The organism is Belliella aquatica, from assembly GCF_014637795.1.
Classification (GTDB): Bacteria; Bacteroidota; Bacteroidia; order Cytophagales; family Cyclobacteriaceae; genus Belliella; species Belliella aquatica.
In genome coordinates, this window is the sequence record NZ_BMFD01000003.1 from 23,754 (window position 1) to 48,074 (window position 24,321).

The following is a 24,321-nucleotide window of genomic DNA, read 5'->3' on the forward strand; positions in this document are numbered from 1 at the left end:
CACAGGGGCTGGTGGACCTAATATTAATTCAGCTAAACCTTCATCGGAAAGCTGATTAACCTCTTCAAAGGAAAGGCCTGTTTGTTGAAATCTTTTAAGATAGGACTTGACAGTATTGCGGGAGACTCCCGTCAATTTACTGAGCTGCTTGGAGCCATGGCCATCAAAATGGCCTCGTAAAATTTGTTTGATCTTGTTCATGGTAAGAGTGCGATTGGCCATGGGAATGCTTAATTGTTTGCACTCCTAACAGGACTTAAAAGCCTCCTATTCCATTCCAGAAAAATAACTTTTGACGGGGGTCAGTTTACATCACCAGCCGGGGGTCAATTTGCATCACCAGCTGGGGGTCAATTTAAATCGTCAGAAGGGGGTCAACTTCATCATTTTTTGCAATCTATGGTATAACCAGGTTCAAAATGGTTTCAGTAATCAAACTTTTAATAGAATTGATTTCGCAAACCAAAATTTGACATTAGAGTATTTTCCAACAAATCAGCATTTTTTCACTTTAGATATATCAGAGAACTATTCTGCAAACCTTAGTCAATCAACAAGAATTTCGACTCAGTTTGTAGACTTTTCTTATCGATGGAAGCCTGAATTTACAAAGATCGAATTTGGCCTTTTTGCAGAGAACCTATTAAATAAAAATTTCTTTGATACGTATGTAAGCTCCTTTAATTTCGAATCAGTTCAAAGAATATATTTACGACCTCGACAAATAATAGTAAGAGCATATTTTACTTTATGAAAAAATTCCACATCGAATCTTTTTCCAAAGTTAAACTTAATAAAGGTCACAAAAAGACCCATTTAACCCAATCTAAAATCAATTTAGTTTATTGGTAATAAATCGAAAAACCCAAGTATTCACCTCAAATTTCCTGAAATTTCCTCAATTTCTCTATATTAAAATAATACAATTCAATATAAAATAATCATATTTATTTCCCAAAATACGCCAATTTCCACCGTCTTCCTCCCGTCCGCGTTCCGACCGTGTCCCGTATGCCTCCCGACCATTCGCCGACTTTTGGAGAAAAACCAAGAAAACATATAACTATTTCAATATTGTATTTTTCCAAGACAAAAAAAATTAGAAACAGTGCAATTTGTTCTTTATGACATGAAATAATTTATTTTTTAAAATCAGAAGTAGCTTAAACTAAGTGTTTCATGTGATATCAATAAAGAACACCAAAAGGTGTTCAAATCCGCAAGGGTATTTTACCCCGAGTGGAACTCGGGGAATAACCAAACTTAAATTATGCTAAAATTACCGACCCTGAAAGGCGTCGAATTTCTACATTTCAAACAGAGAGAAAAAGTAAGAGAAAAAAATATATTTATCCAAAAAACGATTCTCTCACTACTCAAAATCCATCTTCCACCTCCTAATTTCATCCATTCCCTATCGTCCCGAGAGATACCTCTACTTCCCAATATACCCACCGCCGGGACTCCCGGTCAGGTGTGCGCACTTTTCCACCCTGCACGGCAGCACAAAACGAGATTGGTGACTATTGATTCTTTCCTGTGCTTTGTACAGGGCTATTAATGGTTCAGCCCTTTCAGAGCCTGCCCCGCAGAATTACGGGGGCTGCTTTCCCTGACTAGATATATTCTTTAGAGTAGATTCACAACTCCTAGTCTGAATGAACCAAACTAGTTAAATCTGATTTTAAAAATGAAATCTTCAAACCACACTCTAAGCGTCTGATGCGGGCGGGCTGAATTTCGACCGGGGGGGCGGTGGCAAGAGCGTGGAAGGATTCGAAATTCTTGACTTTTTGGTTACTTTTTGCGTCAAGGCAAAAAGTAAGAGGAAGAAATATAAATTGCTGCAAAACTTTCTCTCACTAAAATCAATCTCCACCCATTTTTAGGTTGGAAAAATTAGCTTAAAATTAAATTGGGTATAGATTTTCTATACTTTACAAATCCGTAATCCTGATTTAAAAGCATCACCTCAGGCCTAGATTTTTTGTTACTTTTTCATCGATAGAAAAAGTAAGAGAAAATAATCTGTTTACCTCCAATACTTTCTCTCACCACCCATAATCAACCTCCTCAAAAGAAAAAAAAGTAAGTTCGACCCCCTCAGGGTCGGTAAGGTGGAGTCATCCATCCATCCTTCCTTTCCCCAGGTTTCACCTGAGGTTATTGAAAGGTTTGACCATTTCATGGTCATTCATTTCCTTGATTACAGTAGTAGATTCTAATTTTTTAACACCCTTTCTCCTTTTCCCTTTCTTGCCCGCCGTGGCGGGAACCTCATTCAATCCAATTAACCCTTTTATCCTCTTAATCCCTATAATTCAATCCCTCAATTACCCAGTTAACCAATAAACTAATTCAACCAATACCAAAATCAACCGTGTCCATTTGTGTTAATCTGTGGTAAATAACCCCCTTTTCCGCAAAACTCGCACAATCCGCATACCTATTTCCAAACCCTCTGACTACCAGCCATATTTGACCATGTTTCACTTAAAACCATATCAAAATGGCAAAACAAACAGGTATAATTCCCCTCAGCGGTAACATTGGAAAGCTGAACTTCTTCAAAAACCGCGATGGCTACCAGGCCAGAGAAAAGGGTGGGGTCCCAAAATCCAGAATCATGACGGATCCTCGATATGCACGAACCAGAGAAAATATCGCCGAGTTCAAGACCAATGCCGAAGCAGTCAAACTGCTAAAGGATACAGTCAGACCGGCAATCATCAAAATCTCTGATCCTAGACTGCATCAAAGAATGATCAAGAGAATGCTGGAAGTCCTCCGTACTGACCCAATCAACGTGAGAGGTGAGCGACAGGTAGCCGAAGGTGACTGGTTGATGATGCAGGGACTGGAAATGAATATCAAAGCCAACTTGGCGACGGTACTCAAACCAGAACTCACATTTGCCAACTCAGCAGCGGATTGGTCAGTGTCTGTTCCGGAGTTTCAGCCCAGCGACTTTCTGATGATTCCTGAAGGTGCCACGCACTTCAGAGTATTCGCAGTAGGTGCATCGGTCAATTTCCAAACATCAGAAAGGAACTTCATCATGGAAGCTTCGGCAGAACTCCCAATTGGAGATGTGTCAGCTCCTCTGACGCTGACTATTCCTAAAGCAACCTTGGTGGATCCTCACAAAGTTTTCCTGCTGGGAGTGGAGTTTCTGCAAATTGTAAATGGACAGAACTATGCGCTCAGCAATGGTGCGCATAATGCTGCATCCATCATTACCGCTGAAAAAGACTAAGCCATGACGGTGCAGCTCTTTAGGAAATACAGGAAAGAGATGACTATAGGGTACTTGATGGCTGAAGGCAAATTGATTGCCAAGACCATCGAGCAAACCAAGTCATCAAAAAAAACCTGTATCCAAGAAGGCAAGTACGAGCTCCTCCTTCAGCACAATGAAAACAGAGGATGGTTCCTTGAACTTGACAATAGGGGGCCTAGCAAATACACCATTAGCCCATTACAAAAAGGGAAGTTTATACCGCTTTTGGGAATAGCACCTGTCCTGCATTGGGATAGGAAAGCAAAGTTCTCAAGGTTGGCTACTTTCAAAGTATTCGAAGCTTTTGAAAAAGTATTTGCATCAGGTGACAGATTATGGCTTGAGGTGACGGAAGGGATCCAAGATTTCTTGCCTGATGATTAGTCTACTAGTCTTAGGAGTTGGAGGGGTGATGTCACTCCTCCTCTCCATCATCGCATATTTCCTCAAGCTTTTGGTTCAGGATATCCGGGATCTCAGAAAAGATTACGGTGACCTGAGAGAACTCTGCATTTGGCTCAAAGCCAAGCAGACAACCTTAGAACACAAGATCACTAAATCTTAATTCTCCCCGATTCCTATCGGGGCTAAAATCTAAAATCTAATATCTTAATTCTAAAATTAAAATGGAAGTAAACAAATTAATCTCTGAATTAAAGACAAGGTGGAAGAAACCAACGCCACCTTTATTCCAAAAACTGGGTCAACTCGGATTGATCCTAGCTGGAATTGGCGGAGCAATCCTAACAGTTCCTATAGCCTTACCCATCGTTCTGACAAACGTAGCAGGTTATTTATTAACAGCGGGTACCGTTCTGGCAAGTATTAGCCAGATTACGAGTGAATAATTGATTTAATCAGGGGAGCTTTGTTCCCCTGATTTTTTTAATTTAAACTATATGAAACACCCTACAAAAAATACCTCAAACTCCTCCCATTTTTATCGGCTTGAATTAGATTGTTGTTTTTTAAATAGGATAACCTAACTGAAATGGATTTTTCTAGTTTCACCACATCAGTTTCAGGCTCGAGTTCTTTAATCTTATCAATAATCTCACTTTTATCTCCTGATTTCAATTCGCGAATCACAAAAAGTATTTTCTTATCTAACTTTAATTTTGAAGAATAGGTGTCAGGCACAGATGCTTCTTCGAGAGAACTGATATCTTTTGGAATAGCAGCAAAATCCACTCCTTTAATGGCACTCAAAGCCACATCAATCTTTTCTATTTCAGTGATCAATGATTTCCTTTTGTCAATCAAAAACTTAATGATCTCTGTTTCAGATATTCCGCTCATAGTTTTATTTTATATCTGTAAAAATAATTTTATTTATTTAAATATCCATTATTAATTAAAAAAATGACACTATTTTGATTTTAATCTTTAAATAAAAATTAATTCGGTAAGGAAGTAAGAGGAAGACCAATTGTTTAAAACACAACCAAAACTCTTTTTGAGCAGGTAAGTTTGATTTTAAGGAAAAAGTCATTTGATTTATACACATCATATAAAATTCATAGAATGAAAGAAGCTAACGAACTCAAATTATTTCTCGCCATTGAAGAGCTTTTCTCAAAAAAAGGATACGCAGCACTTGGTGTCAATGCAGTAGCAAAAAAATCAGGTGTAGACAAAACTTACATCTATAGAAGATTTGAGACTTTCGAAAAATTATTGGAGTCTTATTTTATCCACAAAGATTATTGGTCTACTCGTGTAGGTGTTTTAAATGAAGTGATGGCCAATGATGCCCCTTTTACCTTCAGACAAATAGTAGATTACTACTTACACAAACAATTTGATACTGTCTTGGAAGACAAACAATTCCAGAAATTAATGTTGTGGAGTGTTTCGGAAGAGAATGAATTGATGAAATCATTTATCGCAAAACGAGAAGAGGTAGGAGAAAATCTCTTTGAGGCAGCCAAGGCAGAAATCAAAGAAAAGGCTGTAGATTTTCGGGCGGTATCTGCAATCAATGTTGCCGGACTTTATTACTTAGGACTCCACGCAGCTTCAAACAATGGGACTTTCTGTGGTCTTAACCTCAACACGGCAGAAGACCAACAAAAAATCAAAGACGCCATCTCCTTTATCAATCAAATATTCCTAAAATAAATAAGCCCCAAACTGGGGCTTATTATACCAATTGGTTCAAGTCTATAGACTTGGACCTTAAATCTTGCAGTTTTCAAACTACCTACTACTTTTTAAGATTTCTCCTGGAGCACCCTTTTTCCTTTAACCTTTTCCCTAATTGGTTCAAATCTATAGACTTGGACCTTAAATCTTGCAGTTTTCAAACTGCTTACTACTTTTTAAGATTTCTCCTGGAGCACCCTTTTTCCTTTAACCTTTTCCCTTTCCACTAATCAGCCAAGCTTTTCTAACTTTCCAACATTTAAACTTTATCAACCTCCCTACATCATCATTATTCCAATCAATTAATCCCCCTAACCAATAACCAATCAACCAATTGACTACCTTTTTTCAGTTGACAGTCGACCGTTGACAATTTAAAAATTAACCAGATACTCCGGCAAATTCGCCAAAATATCCTCAGTCATTTTTTTCAGATCATAATCATGTTTCCAGCCCCAGTCTGCTCTTGCACTACTATCATCAATACTATCCGGCCAACTGTCGGCAATAGCCTGTCTAAAGTCAGGTGCATACGAAATACTAAAATCAGGATAATGGATTTTGATACTTTCGAAGATTTCTTGCGGGGTAAAGCTGATTGCTGAAAGGTTATAGCTAGATCGGATTTTCACTTGCTCCTTTGGGGCATGCATCAGGTCAAGTGTTGCCTTGATCGCGTCAGGCATGTACATCATCGGGAGGGCACTGTCTTCTCTCAAGAATGAAACAAAATGCTCTCCTGCAATGGCTTTATGATAGATATCTACCGCATAATCCGTCGTGCCTCCGCCAGGTAGAGATTTATAGCCGATAAGTCCAGGATACCTTAAGCTTCTCACATCCACGCCAAACTTTTGGAAATAATATTCACACCATCTTTCTCCAGCTTGTTTGGAAATGCCATAGACTGTATTAGGTTCTTTGACACAATATTGTGGCGTATGGATTTTTGGAGTATTTGGGCCAAATACCGCAATACTTGATGGCCAATAGACCTTGTCCATCTTATGTTCCTTGGCAAGTTCCAATACAAAAAGAAGACTATCCATATTCAGCTGCCAGGCAAAAAGTGGATTTTTCTCTCCTGTGGCGGAAAGTACTGCCGCGAGATGATAGATTTGCTTTACATTTTCCTTCTTTACCAAGTTAGTGACTGCATCATGATTCATGATGTCCAAAACAGCAGTTTTGCAATAGTCAAACTTTTCGAGGGATTTGGGATTGATATCGGTTGCAATAACATTATCGCCTCCGTACTGTTGGGTAAGTGCAAGTGTGAGCTCCGAACCAAGTTGTCCGGCTGCACCGATGATAAGAATTCTGTCCATTATTAAAACTTTCAATCTATTAGGTTTCCTAGACCCTTTAGCTTTTGATATATTTGGGTATTGATTGAGACAAAAATAAGGATTTCATTTTAGTATTCTTATTTAATTCCCATCGATGTCGATTACATTCCATATTTAAAACAAAATAATATGTTTGATTCTCTAAAACCCAAATTAGAAAAAGAGTTAAAAGAAATAAAAGAAGCTGGCTTATTCAAAAGTGAGCGGGTTATTACTTCTCCACAATCATCTGAAATTACCATTGCTGGTGGTCAAAAAGTATTGAACTTCTGTGCGAACAATTACTTGGGATTATCTTCCCACCCGCAAGTAATCGAAGCTGCTAAATCTGCTATCGATAGCCACGGTTTTGGTTTGTCCTCAGTGAGGTTTATCTGCGGAACGCAGGATATTCACAAGGAACTGGAAGAAAAGATTTCCAAATTTTTAGGGACGGAAGACACGATTCTTTACGCAGCAGCCTTTGATGCAAATGGGGGAGTATTTGAACCTATCTTAGGCCCAGAAGATGCCATTATCTCAGATGCCTTAAATCATGCGTCGATTATCGACGGGGTAAGGCTTTGTAAAGCCATGCGATTCCGCTATCAGCACAATGACATGGAAGACTTGGAAAAACAGCTTCAAGATGCAGATGCCAAAGGTGCACAAAGTAAAATCATCGTTACAGATGGTGTTTTCTCTATGGATGGCACAATTGCGCAGTTGGATAAAATTGTAGCCCTAGCCGAAAAGTACAATGCGCTAGTCATGTCTGATGAATGTCATTCTACGGGCTTCATGGGCAAGACAGGTCGTGGAGTTCATGAGCTCAAAGGAGTGATGGGTAAAATGGATATTATCACTGGTACGCTTGGAAAAGCCTTGGGTGGTGCCTCAGGAGGATTTACCTCTGGAAAAAAAGAAATCATCGAAATCCTAAGACAAAGATCAAGACCATATTTGTTCTCGAATACTTTAGCACCTTCTATCACAGGAGCTTCGATAGCTGTGTTCGATTTACTTTCTGAGACAACTGAATTGAGAGACAAGCTCGAGTCAAACACCAAATATTTCAGAGAAAAAATGACTGCTGCTGGCTTTGATATTAAGCCTGGTGAACACCCAATCGTTCCAATTATGCTTTATGAAGCTACTTTATCACAAAAGATGGCTGAAAAGCTTCTCGAAAAAGGAGTATATGTAATCGGTTTCTATTATCCTGTAGTGCCAAAAGGTCAAGCACGTATCCGTGTTCAGATCTCCGCAGGACATGACCAAGAACAACTAGATACTGCAATCAATGCATTTATTGAAGTTGGAAAAGAGTTAGGAGTAATTTCTTAGTGCTTAGACACAAAATATTAGACTCAAGAGGTAAAACTCTGGATTGAAAATCATGAAAGCTTGATTGATGCAGATAGCATTAAGCTTTGGTAATTAAAAAGGTCAAAGGGATTAATCCCTTTGACCTTTTTAATTAAATAATAGAAATCCTCTTTATTTCAGAAGCTATCCCACATTGTATGAAGCTTATTGTATTTTTTAATCTTTCAATATTTAATTTTCCAATCTTCCAATAAACTAGTCCTCCAGATTGCATCAGCCGTATCAAGAGTAGTGCCCGCCCTGCTTACACATTCCGTAACTTTTCAACATTTCAACTTTTTAACTTTCCAACTTTATAATTTTCCAATCAAGACGCACTCGATGCTGAGCGGCTTCCTTTAAATCGATTTCTTTCGTAAACCGTGATGGGCTCGAATTTCTCATCAATATCAACTCCTGTGAGATAATCATTCAGGAATTCCCGAACTTCTTGGAAAGATAAATTATGGAGAATTTTGCCATTTTTGGCCAGAGAAATTTGACCTGTTTCTTCAGAAACAATTAAGATCAAAGTGTCTGTTGCTTCTGACATTCCTATGGCTGCTCGATGTCTTAAACCAAATTGCGCAGGAACATCTCTTTCTGTAACAGGCAAAATACATCTCGCCGCTTTGACTTTCCCATTGTAAATGATCACCGCTCCATCATGGAGTGGGCTGTACTTATTAAAGATCGAAATCAGCAATCTTTTAGATATAATGGCATCGATAAGATCACCACTTTCAGCATAAAACTTCAGTTCTGTACTTCTTGAAATCACCATCAAAGCACCCATGTTAGTACCAGATAAGGTTTTGGAAGCTTCTATAATGGGGTTAATATTGAAAGCATGGGTTTCCCTTTTTCTCCAAAAAAGCAATTCCTGCCACACATTTTCATTGGAAAGAATAGAAGAACGGCCGATGATTAGTAAAAATTTTCGAATTTCTGGCGCAAATATGATAATAGCTGCAATAACACCCACGCCCATAAACTGTCCTAAGATGATGGACAAAAGCTCCATCCTTAGCGCACTTACCAATAAGTAAACCAAATAGATAGATAGGAACCCTAAGAAAATCTTGATCGCGACACTCCCTCTTAGTAATTTGTAAATTTGGTATAATAGCAAACTCACCAAAGTTATATCAATGATATTGACGATGGAGATTTCCAAAAATCCTATTTTGAAAAGTAAGTTCAAGAGTAGAGTTGTTTATATAATTTGACTGTTTCTATTGCTTCTTTAACATCATGTACGCGTAATATATTTGCTCCGTTGATCAAGGCAACCATATTTAAAGCGGTTGTTCCATTGAGTGCGTTTTCTGCTGTAGTCTCTAGTTTTTTATAAATCATAGACTTTCTAGATACACCCACTAAGATCGGAGCTTGAATTGTCTTAAAATAAGATAAATTTTTGAGAATCCAATAATTCTGCTCTACTGTTTTCGCAAATCCAAATCCTGGATCAATGATTACATCTTTAATGCCAGCTTTCTTACATTCGTTCAGTTTTTCTGAAAAATATTTCATCATTTCCAGGATAACATCATCATATTCCGTCAAAGTCTGCATCACTTTTGGATTTCCCTTCATATGCATTGCTATGTAAGGAACATTGAGCTTACCTACAGTTGAAATCATTTCAGAATCTAATGACCCTGCTGAGATATCATTTACGATAGCAGCCCCATTTAGGATGGCTTCTTTAGCCACTTTTGCACGAAAGGTGTCTATAGAAATTATAGCTTTGGGAAATTCAGCTTGAATCTTATTTATCGCAGGAATCACTCTTTCTAACTCTTCTTCCTCACTTACTTCATCTGCTCCAGGTCTACTACTATAGCCTCCAATGTCTAGAATATCAGCTCCTTCGAGAAGCATTTTTTCACTTAGTTTTAGAACCTTTGAATTGTCAGAAAGTAGTCTGCTTCCTTCGTAAAATGAATCAGGAGTAACATTCAAAATTCCCATGACCATTGGCTTATCCAATAAAAGTAGCTTTCCTGTACTGCGAAGTGTTATTTTTGAGGGAAATAATTTATCTTCGATTTCCGAAGTAGAATGTGAGTTAGTATTCATTAAACCAAAATTGCTTTGAAAACGCAAACTGTCAGCGAATATAATCAAGTTATCCACCTTTGTAAAGAACTTTTTAAGAAGAAAACAATTGATTATGGGACTGCTTGGAGAATTTTACGATTACCCTCTATCACAGATCAGATTTTTATCAAAGCCCAGCGCATTCGATCAATTCAGGAAAAGGGAAATCAAAAGGTAAATGACCCTGTAACAGATGAGTTTGTTGGGATCATCAATTATTGCATTATAGCCTTGATTCAGATTTCTTTAAAAAATGACGAAAGACTCGAATTGGCAGTGGAGGAGTTAGAGCCGCTGTATGATCATTGGGCCAATGCTACAAGAAGTTTGCTGGAAGACAAAAATCATGATTATGGAGAGGCTTGGAGAGACATGCGTGTGGCTTCAATCACAGATATTATTTTGATGAAGCTTTATCGTGTCAAACAAATAGAAGACAATCAAGGAAAAACAATTGTATCAGAAGGAATAGAGGCTAATTATCAAGATATGATCAATTATGCGGTTTTCTGTCTAATCAAATTAAATTATCATGCTTAGAAACACCATTTTATTTATCATTCGCTTTTTAGTTGGAGGTCTGTTTATCTTTTCGGGTTTAATTAAGGTAAATGACCCCGTAGGTACGGCAATCAAGCTAGAAGAATATTTTGATGTTTTCTCTTATGATATTGCACCTTTCTTTGAATATTTTAAAGCTTTTGCTCTCGAGATAGGAGTGGTGATGGTCGTCGCAGAAGTAGTACTGGGTATCATGCTAATCTTGGGAGTACGCTTGAAGTTCACTGTTTGGGCTTTGAGCTTGATGATATTGTTTTTTACATTCCTGACTTTCTATTCAGCCTACTTCAATAAAGTAACAGATTGCGGATGCTTTGGCGATGCGATCAAATTGACACCTTGGGAATCTTTTTATAAGGACATTGTCTTATTAATTTTGATTGCAGTCTTATTTATTTTCAGAAACAAACTGGAAAGTAATGAACAAGGATGGGCAGCATGGACGGTGAGAGTTTCGCTTGTTCTTTCTGTAGTATTAGCAATTACCGCGATCAGGAATTTGCCATTTATAGATTTTAGAGCATACAAAGAAGGTGTTAACATTCCTCAAGCAATGCAGCCATCGGCTCCATTGGAGTACAGTTATATCATGACAAAGGATGGGCAGGAGTTTGTATTTGATCAATATCCCTCAGATGAAAGCTATGAATTTGTCGATATGAAGCTGAAGAATGAGGATGCGCTTCCAAAAATATCTGATTTCGCTGTATGGAATGAAGAGGGTGATTTTACAGCAGAAATTCTTTCTGGCAATAAGGCGGTCATATTGGTAACTTATTTATCCAAAATCAATACAAGTTATCTTGAAGCTTTCGATGAAATGGTAGCGGGTTTACAAAGCTCAAACATAGAGGTAGTATTCGTAGCGGCTTCGTCTGAAGAAGAGATTCAAACATTTCTAGCTGGGAGAAATTGGAAAATAACTAGTTATCAAGCAGATGCTACCGTGGTGAAAACAATCATGCGCTCTAATCCTGGATTAATGCTCTTGAAAGAAGGGTCGGTTTTGAAAAAGTATCATTTTAGAAATACACCATCAGCTGAGACCATCAAATCTTTATACTAATAGATGAGACCTCCACTCAAGATCGTACTAGTTGGAATGCCAGGTTCGGGGAAGTCAACCTTCGGAAGAATGTTAGCACGGGAACTGAATTTTGTTTTTATCGATCTTGATCACTTGATTGAGAAAGAGGAGAGGAGATTGATCAAAGATATTTTTGGAGAAGAAGGGGAAGGGAAGTTTAGAAATTTAGAGACTTACTATCTCAATCAAGCCTTGGATAATGTGGAGGGTTTTGTTCTGTCCACAGGAGGCGGAACACCCTGCTTCAATGACAACATGGATTTGATAAATGAAAAAGGCATTTCTGTCTTTTTGGATGTCCCTTTAGAGGAGCTGCAAAGAAGATTGACTAAAGATTCTGCTAGTCAAAGGCCTTTGTTTTTGGGTATGAATACAGGAGAGATTACCCTCAAACTGAAAGATATGATGGCCATAAGAGGCTTATATTATGATCAGGCAAAAATAAAGCTCAGTGGAGAAGATCCTTCCACTGAGCTTTTGATGTCCGAATTGATGGATTTTTTTAGAAATTAAATCCAACAGTCACCATTCCTTGAGTCATTGAATTTCTAATTTCAGTAAATGGACCTACATTTTGATTCGCATTATTAAAGATGGAATAAGAATTATAGATTCTATCTGATGTAGAGTTGATTAACGTGAAGTCTATGTACATTTTGCTCAATTTCACTCCAACACCTCCTGAGATGCGTTGCATACTTCTGTCGAAGGACTCATCCGTTGTAGGGTCACCATAATAAGCATACCCTGCCCTCAGTCTCCATATATCAAATCTATATTCACCACCCACTCTATAATTGAGTGTACTTCCTAAAAGTGCGTTGATATCGCTATTATCAAAAGACGTATCAAAATCTCTAGAGTTGATTCTATTTTGGCTATAGTCTACATAATCGATATCAGCCGTTATGAATCCATTTTTACCTACAAAGAATGTTCCACCAGCGCTAAGAATCAAAGGTGTGCTGAGATTAGATGTACTTGTAAAAAAGTCACTGTTTTCTCTTACAGGACCTCCAAATTGTACTACACCTTGTTGATTGAAAAACTCACCAACGATATTAGCATCTACCTCTTTGTTTAATCTATACCAAGTAGGACTTTGGAAATTTAATCCAAGATTCACAGTTTCTATAGGTTTATAGATTACGCCTATATTTAAGCTGGCTCCAAATCCATTAATTCTTGTATTGTCTTCAATTGAATAAATTGAAGAAGTAATTCCATTATCGTAGAAAAACTCTTCACCATAAATTCTATTTTGAAAAAAGCTGACAGATTGAATTCCTAAGCCTGCACCTACAAACAACTTGTTGTCGAAGTTTGCTCCATAAGAAAAAGAGGTTTGAGTAATTCCACCTTCTGTTATGATAGTTTCATCAGCAAATGGTCGGCCAGTAGCATAAATAGGATCTTTAATGTATCCGGAGGCCTGATTGCCTTGTACGAGCTCAATATCAAGTACAAGCCCGTCAGTAGCGCCTAAAGGAGGTTCCCCAAAAGCAGTGTATTGATTGATATAGAAATCAAGTAAGGAATTTTGATTCTGAATATCTGAGAAATAGCCAAACTGATTGTTGAAATCAGCGATTCTATTGAAACTTATACCAAAAGACCCACCACGAAATGAACCAGGCTGTAATTCACCTTTTGGTCTACTGATTACCAAACTTAAGTTCGGTAGGGAGAAATTAGGAGTTCTGTCATCCTGAATTTGTCCAAGAAAATTGGATTCAGCTTGATTTGCTCCAAAGGAAGGTGTCAATGAAAATTCTGATCTTCTGAAAAAACCAAGACCTGCAGCATTGGTATGAATATTTGAAATATCTCCACCTAAGGACATTTGAGCTCCTCCTAAAGCATTGATCCGAGCTGAACCTGTTGATCTGAATTGACTGAATAGTTGAGCATCTTCAACAAAACTAGTCTGACCAAAAGTATTATTTAAACATAAACCGGAGGTGATCACCCCGCATAACAACAATTTTTTTATGAAAGTCATAGATTCGTTTTTGGTTGATCAATAAAGCACCTTACAAATATGATACTTATACACTGTTTTAATAACGTAAGAATAGAAAAAAAGATAGTAATGAAAGATAAAATATTTGGTATTCCTAAAAATAAAAAAGGATTATCCGCAATTACGCGAGTAACTAAGTTTAAAACCTGAATTACAGCGGATAATTGTCAACAGTGCGCGGACAACGATCAACTGATGATCTAAATCTTATGATTATATTATTTTGAATGGCCACTGGTATGAAAGCGGATATGCATAAAATAAAAATACCTAGACTTAATAGTCTAGGTATCCCTATTTGTTGTGAGAGACTAAAATCAACCTCCTCTTCCTCCTCTTGAACCACCAGAACTAGCGCCACCGCTGCTACTTCTGCCACCGCCGCCACCACCAACGCTACCGCCTGTGCTTCTGCTTGGTGCAGAATAAGAAGGTGTACTTCTTGTTGGTGTAGTTGTTCTGCTTGGTGCAGAGTAAGTACCTCTTGATGGTGCAGTTCTACTATTATATGAAGGACTAGCACTTCTATTATAACTAGGTGAAGCTGTTCTTCCTGCTGGAGTCGCTCCCATAGTTGATCTTGAATTTCTAGTATTTGGAGCTACAGTTCTGTAAGAAGGGGCTGCACTTTGACTACCAACTCTGCTTGAACCTCTATCCATAGCAGGAGAACCTACATTTCTAGAAGATGGTACAGCAGATCTCGTACTTGATCCTGTTCTACCGTTAGCACTGTTGTAATAATCATTTTGAGAAGAACCAAAATCTGACCTTGCACTTCTACTAGAAGGGGTAGATGTTAAAGTTCTTCCTGATGTAGCATCTCGTCTTGCTGAAGCTCTAGAGTTAGTAGGAGCTGCTAATGTGTTTGACCTACCTCCAGTAGGGGCTAAAGAAGAACCTCTTGTTGGTCTTGCACCTCTTACTATTTGTCTATTGTTAAATTCAGACCCTGGTAGAACGTAGATTGGTCTTACTAAACCACCATACCCAAATCCTGAGTATAATCCTCCGAATCCCATTCCAAATCTTGGGAAGAATGGATCAAAGAATGGATCGTAAAATCCACCGCCCCATCCAAATCCTGGACGCATCCAACGATTTCCAAATCCGAATCCCATTCCGATTGATAAGTTAAATCCAGGTCTAAATCCGAATCCCATTCCTGGCATCATTCCGAAACCTCCGCCCCAGAAAGGGTCATACATACCCATTCCCCATGGCGAAAATCCACCCATACCCCAAGGAGAAAAACCTCCCATCATCATAGGATTGAAGAAAGGACTTCCAAATCCAGAGTTGAAGTTGTTTCCAGCATTGCTAGAATAATTATTATATATGTTAATATTTGGGTTGTTGTCAGCTACTTGATTATCATCAAAGTATACAGAGCCTTCCTCAGCAGTGTTAGATTCTGCTTGGTATCTCGCTATATATTCAGGATTTACATTTCTTGCAGAGAAATTTTCCTGCTGAAATTCATCCTGAGTTGTTTGATTTAATCTTTGGAAGTTACTAGCGTTGTTGTTGTTAACAGCAAATTCTGTTGCAACTCTCGCGTCAGAAGCCATAAAATACAAATCATCAGTCTCACCGCGCATTGCATTATAGCTGGTGCTACATGATGAAAGTATTAGAAGACTACTTGCACCTAGTGTTAAGAATGTATTTAATCGTTTCATTGGTTTGTTGTTTACTATCTCTCGTACTATTATACGTGTCATCTCTAAGAGGGTTATAATATTTTGGTTTATATTTGCCCATCTTGAGATGACAACGAATATAATTAGAATTTTGATATCAACAAATAAATCATGAGCAAAGGATTACCTAAACGAAGTGAAGACTACTCCTTGTGGTATAACGAATTAGTAAAAAGAGCTGACCTCGCAGAAAATTCAGCAGTAAGGGGATGCATGGTAATCAAGCCTTATGGGTATTCCATTTGGGAAAAAATGCAAGCACAACTCGATTTGATGTTCAAGGAAACAGGTCATTCAAATGCATATTTCCCTTTATTTATCCCAAAATCATTTCTTTCGAAGGAAGCGAGCCACATCGAAGGGTTTGCAAAAGAATGCGCAGTGGTGACGCATTATAGATTGAAGAATTCGGAGGATGGGAAAAGTGTCATTGTAGACCCTGAGGCAAAGCTCGAGGAAGAGTTGATCGTAAGACCTACTTCAGAGACGGTAATATGGAGCACCTATAAAAACTGGATTCAATCTTATAGAGATCTCCCACTTTTAGTCAATCAATGGGCGAATGTGGTTAGATGGGAAATGAGAACCAGACTTTTTTTAAGAACAACTGAGTTTCTTTGGCAAGAAGGTCATACTGCCCATGCTACGAGGCAGGAAGCCATAGATGAAACAGTTCAAATGCTAAATGTCTATGCAGAATTTGCAGAAACATTCATGGCTGTTCCAGTTGTCAAAGGTGTTAAAAGTGCAAATGAAAGATTTGCAGGTGCTGAGGATACGTATTGTATTGAGGCAATGATGCAAGATGGAAAGGCTCTCCAAGCAGGTACATCACATTTCTTAGGACAAAATTTTGCAAAAGCATTTGATGTGAAGTTTGCTACTAAAGAAGGAGGTTTGGAACATGTTTGGGGTACTTCATGGGGAGTAAGTACACGACTCATGGGCGCTTTGATTATGGCGCACTCTGATGACAGTGGCTTAGTATTGCCTCCAAAGCTTGCTCCAATACAGGTTGTAATCATACCTATTTACAAGACTGACGAAGAGTTTGATCAAATAACAGAAAAAGCTAAAGAAATAACGGCTAAACTTAAATCAAAAGGAATTTCCGTTCATTTCGATAAAAGAGACACGCATAAGCCAGGATGGAAATTTGCAGAGTACGAATTGAAAGGTGTTCCTTTAAGAATAGCTATGGGTCCGAGAGACTTAGAAAACAATACGATAGAAGTAGCGCGTAGAGATACCCTGACTAAAGAGACTGTGGATCTTGCTCAAATTCAAATCGAAGAGTATGTCTCCGAGATGCTCGATTTAATTCAGAAGACGATCTATCAAAAGGCATTTGACTTCAGGACTGAGATGACAACAGAAGCAAATACTTGGGATGAGTTTTTAGATTTAATTGAAACCAAGGGAGGGTTCTTGTCTGCACATTGGGATGGAACTTCCGAAACAGAAGAAAAAATCAAAGAGTTGACAAAGGCAACTATCAGATGTATTCCTCTAGATCAAAAAGAAGAATCAGGAAAATGCATTCTAACTGGCAACCCTTCAAAAGGAAGAGTGCTATTTGCAAGAGCCTATTAAAATCATAGGATTATCCGCAATGACCTCAGGATACATATTTATAACAATTGCTCCTGCGGATAATTGTTATTGGTTATTAGTCGATTAGTTATCAGCGCATCAATTTGTCTAAAACATATCACTTTACTTGGCTACTGGTGTGAAAGAGGATATGGATATAAGATTATTAAAATAAACAGATAAGCCCTTTCAAAGGGCTTATTTGTTATTATCATTTATCCAATAGGTAACTAATATATTGATTACTATTAAATACATGATTTCATGTGTCGGGATTGCCTTTTGGCAAAATTGTAGTAAATCACATTTAGTATTTAAAGGAAAATGAATTAAGTTTACTATCAGCATAAAAAACATTGATTATGACTTGGTTTATCCTTTTATCGCTTCTTTCTATTGGTCTTATATTGATCCTTACAGAGATCATTTTTGTTCCCGGAACTACGATTATTGGTATTTTGGGATTGATTTTTACTGGAGCAGGAATTTATTATGCTTTTCTGAAATTTGATCCTTCTATCGCATGGGTGATTTTAGGATTTGCCCTTTTAGCTAACTTTATGGCTATATTTTATGGCTTTAAATCTGGAGTCTGGAATAAGTTTGCCTTGAAAGAAGCGATGACTAGCAGATCATTTGATGGGAGACTGATTGGCTTGGAAGTCGAAATGGAGGGTAAGGCTGTTTCTGATATCAAGCCCATAGGCAAAGCTGAATTTTCAGATAAAATATATGAAGTAAAATCAGATTCTGGATTTATTTCTGTCGGTACAACCGTATTTATTACTAAATTGGAACATAATAGAATCATCGTAAAAAATTAAACTATGGACATGACTAATTCGGCATTTATTTTATTTGCAGCTTTTGCCGGGCTGATACTTCTTTTTGTCTTTTTGTACTTCGTTCCAGTGAATCTATGGATAACTGCCATTTTTTCAAATGTAAAGGTTGGTATTGGAGAGTTGATTGGAATGAGAATCAGAAAAGTACCACCAAGTATTATAGTAAATTCCTTGATTACAGCCACAAAGGCAGGTTTGGATTTGACTACAAATGATCTTGAGACACATTATTTGGCTAGTGGAAATGTACCCAATGTAATCAGGGCACTGATTTCAGCTGATAAAGCAAATATCAATTTGAGTTTCAAACAAGCCACCGCAATTGATTTGGCTGGTAGAGATGTTTTTGAAGCAGTTCAAATATCTGTGAATCCAAAGGTAATTAATACACCTAACGTGGCAGCAGTTGCTGCAGATGGGATTCAGTTGATCGCCAAAGCAAGGGTTACAGTAAGAGCGAATATTGCTCAGCTTGTAGGTGGTGCTGGTGAAGAAACAATCCTTGCAAGAGTTGGTGAAGGAATTGTGACTTCGATCGGTTCTGCTCAGAATCACAAGAGTGTTTTAGAAAATCCTGATAAGATATCAAAGTTAGTGCTTGAAAGAGGTTTAGATGCGGGAACTGCATTTGAGATCTTATCCATTGATATTGCTGACATTGATGTAGGAACAAACATTGGGGCAAAATTGCAGATAGATCAAGCATCTGCTGATTTGAAAGTTGCAGAAGCTAGAGCGGAAGAAAGAAGAGCAATGGCGGTAGCTTTAGAACAAGAGATGAAAGCCAAGTCTGTAGAGATGAGAGCTAAAGTAATTGAAGCTGAGGCTGAAATCCCAAAAGCAATTGCTGAAGCATTCAGATCAGGAAATCTTGGAATCATGGATTATTACAGAATGGAAAACATCAAGTCAGATACAGAGATGAGATCTAATATCGCAGGTGATGATTCTGGAAGTTCAGATAGTTCTAAAGGAAAACTTACAGATAAATAATATCTAACTGGTTCAGTTCTATGGATCAGAATGTTCATACAAGAGGAGGGAAGATGCTTAGCATTTTCTCTCCTCTTTTTATTTTATAGGGTTCTAGCTATTTGATAAATTTGAATTGCGAACAAAAGTAGCTTTGTGAGTTGCTATTTTAAATATTGTAAAACTATATCAAGAATTGCTATGGTCTCTGCTACAACTATGTAATGCCTGTCCTCGTTGGCATATATCGCCATATCTGACAATGTTTCGCATGATTGTTTACAAATGAAATATTTACATGCTAATGTCATTGAAGGCAATCATATCATATATGTAATTCCACTTTTACACCAATAGCCAAACAAAATGGTGTGTTTTAAATCAATTGATGTACCTATAAAAATTGACTAATTTTTAATACCGATTATCCGGAAAACAACTAGTAAAAAATGGCCAACTGATGCCATTTTGGATAATTGTATTATCCATTTTATGAGTTGAGAATCAATTTTCCAATCTCAAAAAAAAAGTCCCTAGCCAATGGTTTGGCTAGGGACTTTAATATGTTCAGAATAGATTACTAATCTTTGTTCTCACCTATTTCGGTGGAGATATCAACGCTTTCTGTTGTATCTTTCTTAACTTTCTCAAGATCATCATTCACCTTTTTTTCAGCAGCAGCCTTATCATTGGCATCTACTTTCTTGGTGAAGGCCTCGTATGTCGTTTCCTTTTCAAAAGGACGCTTACCGATCAGTCTTTCCAAGTCCATTTGGAAAAGAATTTCTTTTTCTAAGAGTTCCTGAGCAAGTATTTCTAATTCAGGTTTCTTTTCAGTAAGCAAATCTTTTGTTCTCAAATAAGCAAACTCAATTAGCTTTCTTACTTCTTCATCAATTGTCTCGGAAGTTTTTTCAGAATATGGCTTGGTAGTTCTGTATTCAGAAGCTTTGCTGTCGTAGAAAGATACGTTTCCTATTTTTTCATTCATTCCATAGATGGAAACAATTGAATAAGCCATTTTGGTAATTCTTTCCAAATCACTTAAAGCACCTGTGGAGATCTTTCCAAATATGATTTCTTCAGCCGCTCTTCCACCTAGCGTCATACACATTTCATCTATCAACTGCTCTGTTTGATATAGAAACTGTTCTTTTGGTAAATATTGAGCATAACCTAGTGCAGCAACACCTCTAGGTACAATACTTACTTTTACCAATGGATCGGCATGTTCTAAGAACCAACCTGCCACTGCGTGGCCTGCTTCGTGATATGCTACAATTTTCTTTTCTTCAGGAGAAATGATTTTGTTTTTCTTCTCAAGACCACCAATCACTCTATCAACAGCATCTTGGAAATCTTGCATATCAACAGCAGCTTTATTTCTTCTTGCTGCAATCAAAGCGGCTTCATTACATACGTTTGCAATCTCAGCTCCAGCAAAACCTGGTGTTTGAGCTGCAAGTTTTTTAGCATCAATGTCATCAGCAGTTTTTATCGGCTCTAAGTGAACTTTGAAAATTGCTTCTCTACCGATTATATCAGGCTTATCAATACTAATTTGTCTATCAAATCTACCCGCTCTCAATAACGCACTATCAAGTACATCAGGTCTGTTTGTGGCTGCCAAGACAATTACGCCTGAGTCAGTTCCAAATCCATCCATTTCGACAAGAAGTGAATTTAGGGTGTTCTCTCTTTCATCGTTGGAACCTGGCATTTGACCTTTTCCTCTAGATCTACCAATCGCATCAATCTCATCAATAAATATGATACAAGGAGCTTTTTCTTTTGCTTGCTTGAAAAGGTCTCTTACCCTTGCTGCACCAACACCGACAAACATTTCCACAAAATCAGATCCTGAAAGTGTAAAGAAAGGGACTCCTGCTTCACCTGCAACAGCTTTAGCGAGTAGGGTTTTACCTGTTCCTGGAGGTCCTACTAATAAGGCACCTTTTGGAATTTTCCCTCCTAATTTGGTAAACTTGGCAGGTGTTTTTAGAAATTCCACAATTTCTTGGACTTCTTCTTTTGCCTCATCAAGACCTGCTACATTATCAAATGTGATCTTAACTTTATTTTCAGCGTCAAATAATTGTGCTTTTGATTTACCTACATTGAAGATTTGACCCCCAGGACCACTTGGTCCAGCCATTCTTCTCATCATTACCCAAAAGAGAACAAATAGAATAATCAAAAACCCGAAACTAGAGAACCAATTCCCCCAACTTTCTTCATTTTTGACATTATAACCTATTCTTTGTCCTTCAGGAACTTTAGATTCTAACTCTTCAAAATCAGTAGCAAATTTTTCTGCACTAGCAACTTCCACCGAATAATGAGGACCAGTCGGATTAAAAAACGGACCTTTGTCATTAAGCTCTACTTTATATCTTTCATTTTGTAGTGCTGACTCGTTCAGGGTAATATCTACTCTGTTTTGATTACGAATGATCATCACTTTTTCAACATCATTCGCGAGATACATGTCTTCGAACTTGCTTTTTGTGATGTTTATTACGTTAGTTCTTTGTTGGAACAAAGTCACTCCAATCAAAACCACAACGGCAGTGATGATCAACCAAAGTTGAAAGTTTGGTTTTTGTGGGGGTTTAGGAATGAATTTTTTGCTTTTATTATTTTCGCTCATCGCTTGATATTTAATTCTATTTTAACTGTTGTAAAACGAAATAAAGGGGTGAAAGTTCAAATTCTATGATTAATCTATGTAAGTGAATTTGGCGTCGCCCCAAAGTTCCTCTATCCCATAGAATTCTCTTTGGTCTTTGAGGAAAATATGAGTCACGACATTGAAATAGTCCATCAAAACCCATTGATTGTTGTTTTTTCCTTCAGTTCTCCACGGTTTTTCCTTACACGTTTTGATTACTTCTTCCTCAATTGCATCAGCGATTGCTTCAACTTGTGTGTTAGATGTTCCAGAACAAACCACAAAAAAATCTGTCATTGAATTTTTGACTTCTCTCAAATCCATAATAACAATATCGGAGGCTTTTCTATCCTCCATTCCTTTCACAATAATTTTACTCAGCTCTTCTGCTGTCATAATTTTAAATTAATTTTACTGAATCTATTAGGTCGTTAGGAACACATAATAGATATCTTTATAGAAACACAAAATAACTATTTTAAATGTATAAAATCCTTGCCAATACCATATTTCTCGGTAAAGATATCATTAATCTGCCAGAGTGTCATTCTACTAATGAAATTGCTATGGCAAAAGTCAAATCTAAAGAAGGAGCTGAGGGTACTATCGTCGTTACAGAGAATCAAACAAAAGGGAAAGGACAGAGAGGAAATGTTTGGTACACTCAAGCGGGGAAAAATCTTACATTTTCATTAATATTATCTCCTAAATTTTTAAAACCTCTAGATCAGTTTAATTTGAATATTGTAGCTTCAAAAGCTATTCATGAGGTTTTGTCTCAATATGTGCATGGGTTGAAAATCAAATGGCCAAACGATATTGTACATGAGGAAGATGGAAAACTCGGTGGAATTTTAATTGAAAATATTATTGGACAAAATAGCATAGAATATTCTATAGTAGGGATTGGTTTAAACTTGAATCAATTAACATTTGAAATTTCTTCTGCCACTTCCGTAGCAAAATTGTCAGGTGGAGAAGTAGAAAAATGGGAAATATTTAAATTATTAATTCAAAAAATAGAATCTAATTACCTTGAACTCAAGAGAGGGAATGTAAAAAACCTTAAAGATTACTACATGCATCACCTTTATCAATTTGATCAAATGAATAGATACAAAGATTCGATTGAGTTTGAAGGAAAGATTGTGGCAATCAATGACTATGGACAGTTAGGTATTCAAAAAAAAGAGGGGATAATAAACTATTACAACTTCAAGGAGGTTAGTTTCTTATAATTTGGAGATTTTCATTTGACCTAAAAAGCTGTAAATTTGCATTTTCTATTTAGAAATTAAATTATTAATATTTATAATATGTCTGAAATTAAATCCGAAAAATTCATCAAATATAAGGTGAAGGATATCTCCCTAGCAGAATGGGGAAGAAAAGAAATTAAATTAGCAGAAGCTGAAATGCCAGGTTTGATGGCTTTGAGAGAAGAATACGGTGCTGCACAGCCGCTGAAAGGCGCTAGAATCGCAGGATGTCTTCACATGACCATTCAAACTGCTGTTTTGATAGAAACACTAGTTGCACTTGGAGCTGAAGTAACTTGGTCTTCTTGTAATATTTTCTCTACGCAAGATCATGCTGCTGCTGCTATCGCTGCTGCTGGAATTTCGGTTTATGCTTGGAAAGGTTTGACAGAAGAAGAATTCGACTGGTGTATTGAGCAGACGATTTTCTTTGGAGAAGAGAGACAGCCGTTAAACATGATTCTTGATGATGGTGGTGACCTGACTAATATGGTCTTGGATAACTATCCTGAATTGGTATCTGGGATCAAAGGTCTTTCTGAAGAAACCACTACTGGTGTTCACAGATTGTACGAAAGAATGAAAAAGGGCACACTTCCAATGCCTGCTATCAATGTGAATGATTCTGTTACTAAATCTAAATTTGACAACAAATATGGTTGTAAAGAGTCTTTGGTAGATGCTATTAGAAGAGCAACCGATGTGATGATGGCTGGAAAAGTTGCTGTCGTTGCTGGTTATGGTGATGTAGGGAAAGGTTCTGCAGCATCTTTGAGAGGTGCAGGAGCAAGAGTGATTGTGACTGAAATCGATCCGATTTGTGCGCTTCAGGCAGCTATGGATGGTTTTGCTGTAAAGAAAATGGTAGATGCTGTGAAAGAAGCGGACATCGTAGTGACTGCTACTGGTAACAAAGACATTATTTCAGAGCGTCATTTCAGAGCTATGAAAGATAAAGCGATTGTTTGTAACATCGGACACTTCGATAATGAAATCGATATGGCTTGGTTGAATAAAAACTATGGCAATACCAAAGATGTGATCAAACCACAAGTGGATCTATATACCATAGATGGAAAAGAAATCATCTTGTTGGCAGAAGGTAGATTAGTAAACCTTGGCTGTGCAACAGGTCACCCATCATTTGTAATGTCTAATTCATTTACAAATCAGACTTTGGCGCAATTAGAACTTTGGACAAATACAGATCAGTATGAGCCGGGAGTTTATGTATTACCGAAGCATTTGGATGAAAAAGTTGCTGCTTTGCACCTTTCTAAATTAGGTGTTGAGTTAGATACACTTTCCGAAGATCAGGCTGAGTATATTGGTGTGACTCCAGAAGGACCATACAAGCCAGAATATTACAGATACTAAGAT

At 37.5% G+C, this 24,321-nt stretch carries 23 protein-coding genes; 14 read left to right on the plus strand and 9 right to left on the minus strand.

The features are described 5' to 3' along the window. Nucleotides 1-201 (minus strand): helix-turn-helix domain-containing protein (locus IEV57_RS04930; RefSeq protein ID WP_229744235.1); only part of this gene is annotated, 201 nt, incomplete at its 3' end. 2,308 nt (nucleotides 202-2,509) lie between these two features. Here IEV57_RS04930 and IEV57_RS04935 point away from each other — a divergent pair. The 4 genes from IEV57_RS04935 (at nucleotide 2,510) to IEV57_RS04950 (ending at nucleotide 4,128) form a co-directional block, all read left to right on the plus strand. Beyond that, complete coding sequence (locus IEV57_RS04935) at nucleotides 2,510-3,256, plus strand: hypothetical protein (RefSeq protein ID WP_188440257.1); 747 nt, start codon at nucleotides 2,510-2,512, stop codon at nucleotides 3,254-3,256. A gap of 3 nt (nucleotides 3,257-3,259) precedes the next feature. Beyond that, entirely contained in the window at nucleotides 3,260-3,664 is a 405-nt protein-coding gene (locus IEV57_RS04940) for a DUF5675 family protein (protein WP_188440259.1), read from the plus strand. Beyond that, the gene (locus IEV57_RS04945; protein ID WP_229744236.1) at nucleotides 3,657-3,845 is read left to right on the plus strand and encodes a hypothetical protein; all 189 of its coding nucleotides are present in this window, start codon (nucleotides 3,657-3,659) and stop codon (nucleotides 3,843-3,845) included. The genes IEV57_RS04940 and IEV57_RS04945 overlap by 8 nt, the downstream gene beginning before the upstream one ends. 61 nt (nucleotides 3,846-3,906) lie before the next feature. After that, a complete protein-coding gene (locus tag IEV57_RS04950; RefSeq protein WP_188440261.1) occupies nucleotides 3,907-4,128 on the plus strand; it encodes a hypothetical protein in 222 nt (73 codons plus the stop codon). Between the two features lie 61 nt (nucleotides 4,129-4,189). Here IEV57_RS04950 and IEV57_RS04955 read toward each other — a convergent pair whose 3' ends face one another. After that, the gene (locus IEV57_RS04955) at nucleotides 4,190-4,579 is read right to left on the minus strand and encodes a hypothetical protein (protein ID WP_188440263.1); all 390 of its coding nucleotides are present in this window, start codon (nucleotides 4,577-4,579) and stop codon (nucleotides 4,190-4,192) included. A 225-nt stretch (nucleotides 4,580-4,804) separates the two neighbouring features. On the opposite strand from IEV57_RS04955, the gene IEV57_RS04960 reads away from it, so the two are divergent. Beyond that, nucleotides 4,805-5,401: a TetR/AcrR family transcriptional regulator gene (locus IEV57_RS04960; RefSeq protein WP_188440265.1), complete on the plus strand. Its 597-nt coding sequence runs from the start codon at nucleotides 4,805-4,807 to the stop codon at nucleotides 5,399-5,401. Nucleotides 5,402-5,799: 398 nt separating this feature from the next. Here IEV57_RS04960 and IEV57_RS04965 read toward each other — a convergent pair whose 3' ends face one another. Further along, nucleotides 5,800-6,753 carry an NAD-dependent epimerase/dehydratase family protein gene (locus IEV57_RS04965; RefSeq protein WP_188440267.1) on the minus strand — a complete coding sequence of 318 codons (954 nt, stop codon included), beginning with the start codon at nucleotides 6,751-6,753 and terminating at the stop codon, nucleotides 5,800-5,802. A 150-nt stretch (nucleotides 6,754-6,903) separates the two neighbouring features. On the opposite strand from IEV57_RS04965, the gene kbl reads away from it, so the two are divergent. Next, entirely contained in the window at nucleotides 6,904-8,100 is a 1,197-nt protein-coding gene (gene kbl / locus IEV57_RS04970) for a glycine C-acetyltransferase (RefSeq protein WP_188440269.1), read from the plus strand. 349 nt (nucleotides 8,101-8,449) lie between these two features. On the opposite strand, the gene cdaA is transcribed toward kbl, so the two are convergent. Continuing rightward, nucleotides 8,450-9,325 (minus strand): diadenylate cyclase CdaA, encoded by an 876-nt coding sequence (gene cdaA / locus IEV57_RS04975; protein ID WP_188440271.1) that lies wholly within the window; start codon nucleotides 9,323-9,325, stop codon nucleotides 8,450-8,452. Further along, nucleotides 9,322-10,206, minus strand: a complete 885-nt coding sequence (folP, locus tag IEV57_RS04980) for a dihydropteroate synthase (RefSeq protein WP_188440273.1) — start codon at nucleotides 10,204-10,206, stop codon at nucleotides 9,322-9,324. The genes cdaA and folP overlap by 4 nt, the downstream gene beginning before the upstream one ends. 15 nt (nucleotides 10,207-10,221) lie before the next feature. On the opposite strand from folP, the gene IEV57_RS04985 reads away from it, so the two are divergent. The 3 genes from IEV57_RS04985 to IEV57_RS04995 are packed head-to-tail and all read left to right on the plus strand — an operon-like array spanning nucleotide 10,222 to nucleotide 12,388. Next, nucleotides 10,222-10,767, plus strand: a complete 546-nt coding sequence (locus IEV57_RS04985; protein WP_188440275.1) for a DUF1599 domain-containing protein — start codon at nucleotides 10,222-10,224, stop codon at nucleotides 10,765-10,767. Then, nucleotides 10,760-11,854: a BT_3928 family protein gene (locus IEV57_RS04990; protein WP_188440277.1), complete on the plus strand. Its 1,095-nt coding sequence runs from the start codon at nucleotides 10,760-10,762 to the stop codon at nucleotides 11,852-11,854. The genes IEV57_RS04985 and IEV57_RS04990 overlap by 8 nt, the downstream gene beginning before the upstream one ends. Nucleotides 11,855-11,857: 3 nt before the next feature. Beyond that, nucleotides 11,858-12,388, plus strand: coding sequence for a shikimate kinase (locus tag IEV57_RS04995; protein WP_188440279.1), 531 nt, complete (start codon nucleotides 11,858-11,860; stop codon nucleotides 12,386-12,388). Here the strand turns inward: IEV57_RS04995 and IEV57_RS05000 are convergent. Continuing rightward, complete coding sequence (locus IEV57_RS05000) at nucleotides 12,378-13,877, minus strand: OmpP1/FadL family transporter (protein WP_188440281.1); 1,500 nt, start codon at nucleotides 13,875-13,877, stop codon at nucleotides 12,378-12,380. The genes IEV57_RS04995 and IEV57_RS05000 overlap by 11 nt on opposite strands. Before the next feature lie 338 nt (nucleotides 13,878-14,215). After that, a complete protein-coding gene (locus IEV57_RS05005; protein WP_188440283.1) occupies nucleotides 14,216-15,580 on the minus strand; it encodes a hypothetical protein in 1,365 nt (454 codons plus the stop codon). A gap of 132 nt (nucleotides 15,581-15,712) precedes the next feature. On the opposite strand from IEV57_RS05005, the gene proS reads away from it, so the two are divergent. The 3 genes from proS to floA all read left to right on the plus strand — a co-directional run bounded on the left by proS (nucleotide 15,713) and on the right by floA (nucleotide 19,032). Next, nucleotides 15,713-17,194: a proline--tRNA ligase gene (gene proS, locus IEV57_RS05010; protein ID WP_188440285.1), complete on the plus strand. Its 1,482-nt coding sequence runs from the start codon at nucleotides 15,713-15,715 to the stop codon at nucleotides 17,192-17,194. A 362-nt stretch (nucleotides 17,195-17,556) separates the two neighbouring features. Then, nucleotides 17,557-18,018, plus strand: coding sequence for an NfeD family protein (locus IEV57_RS05015; RefSeq protein WP_188440287.1), 462 nt, complete (start codon nucleotides 17,557-17,559; stop codon nucleotides 18,016-18,018). Between the two features lie 3 nt (nucleotides 18,019-18,021). Next, the gene (gene floA / locus IEV57_RS05020) at nucleotides 18,022-19,032 is read left to right on the plus strand and encodes a flotillin-like protein FloA (protein ID WP_308419867.1); all 1,011 of its coding nucleotides are present in this window, start codon (nucleotides 18,022-18,024) and stop codon (nucleotides 19,030-19,032) included. Nucleotides 19,033-19,591: 559 nt separating this feature from the next. Here the strand turns inward: floA and ftsH are convergent. Beyond that, the gene (ftsH, locus tag IEV57_RS05025) at nucleotides 19,592-21,661 is read right to left on the minus strand and encodes an ATP-dependent zinc metalloprotease FtsH (protein WP_188440289.1); all 2,070 of its coding nucleotides are present in this window, start codon (nucleotides 21,659-21,661) and stop codon (nucleotides 19,592-19,594) included. 69 nt (nucleotides 21,662-21,730) lie between these two features. After that, a complete protein-coding gene (gene rsfS, locus IEV57_RS05030; RefSeq protein ID WP_188440291.1) occupies nucleotides 21,731-22,078 on the minus strand; it encodes a ribosome silencing factor in 348 nt (115 codons plus the stop codon). Between the two features lie 86 nt (nucleotides 22,079-22,164). Here rsfS and IEV57_RS05035 point away from each other — a divergent pair, with 86 nt between their 5' ends. Then, nucleotides 22,165-22,920, plus strand: coding sequence for a biotin--[acetyl-CoA-carboxylase] ligase (locus tag IEV57_RS05035; RefSeq protein WP_188440293.1), 756 nt, complete (start codon nucleotides 22,165-22,167; stop codon nucleotides 22,918-22,920). Between the two features lie 78 nt (nucleotides 22,921-22,998). Continuing rightward, on the plus strand, nucleotides 22,999-24,318 hold the full coding sequence (gene ahcY, locus IEV57_RS05040) for an adenosylhomocysteinase (protein WP_188440295.1): 1,320 nt from the start codon (nucleotides 22,999-23,001) through the stop codon (nucleotides 24,316-24,318). Nucleotides 24,319-24,321 lie beyond the last annotated feature (3 nt).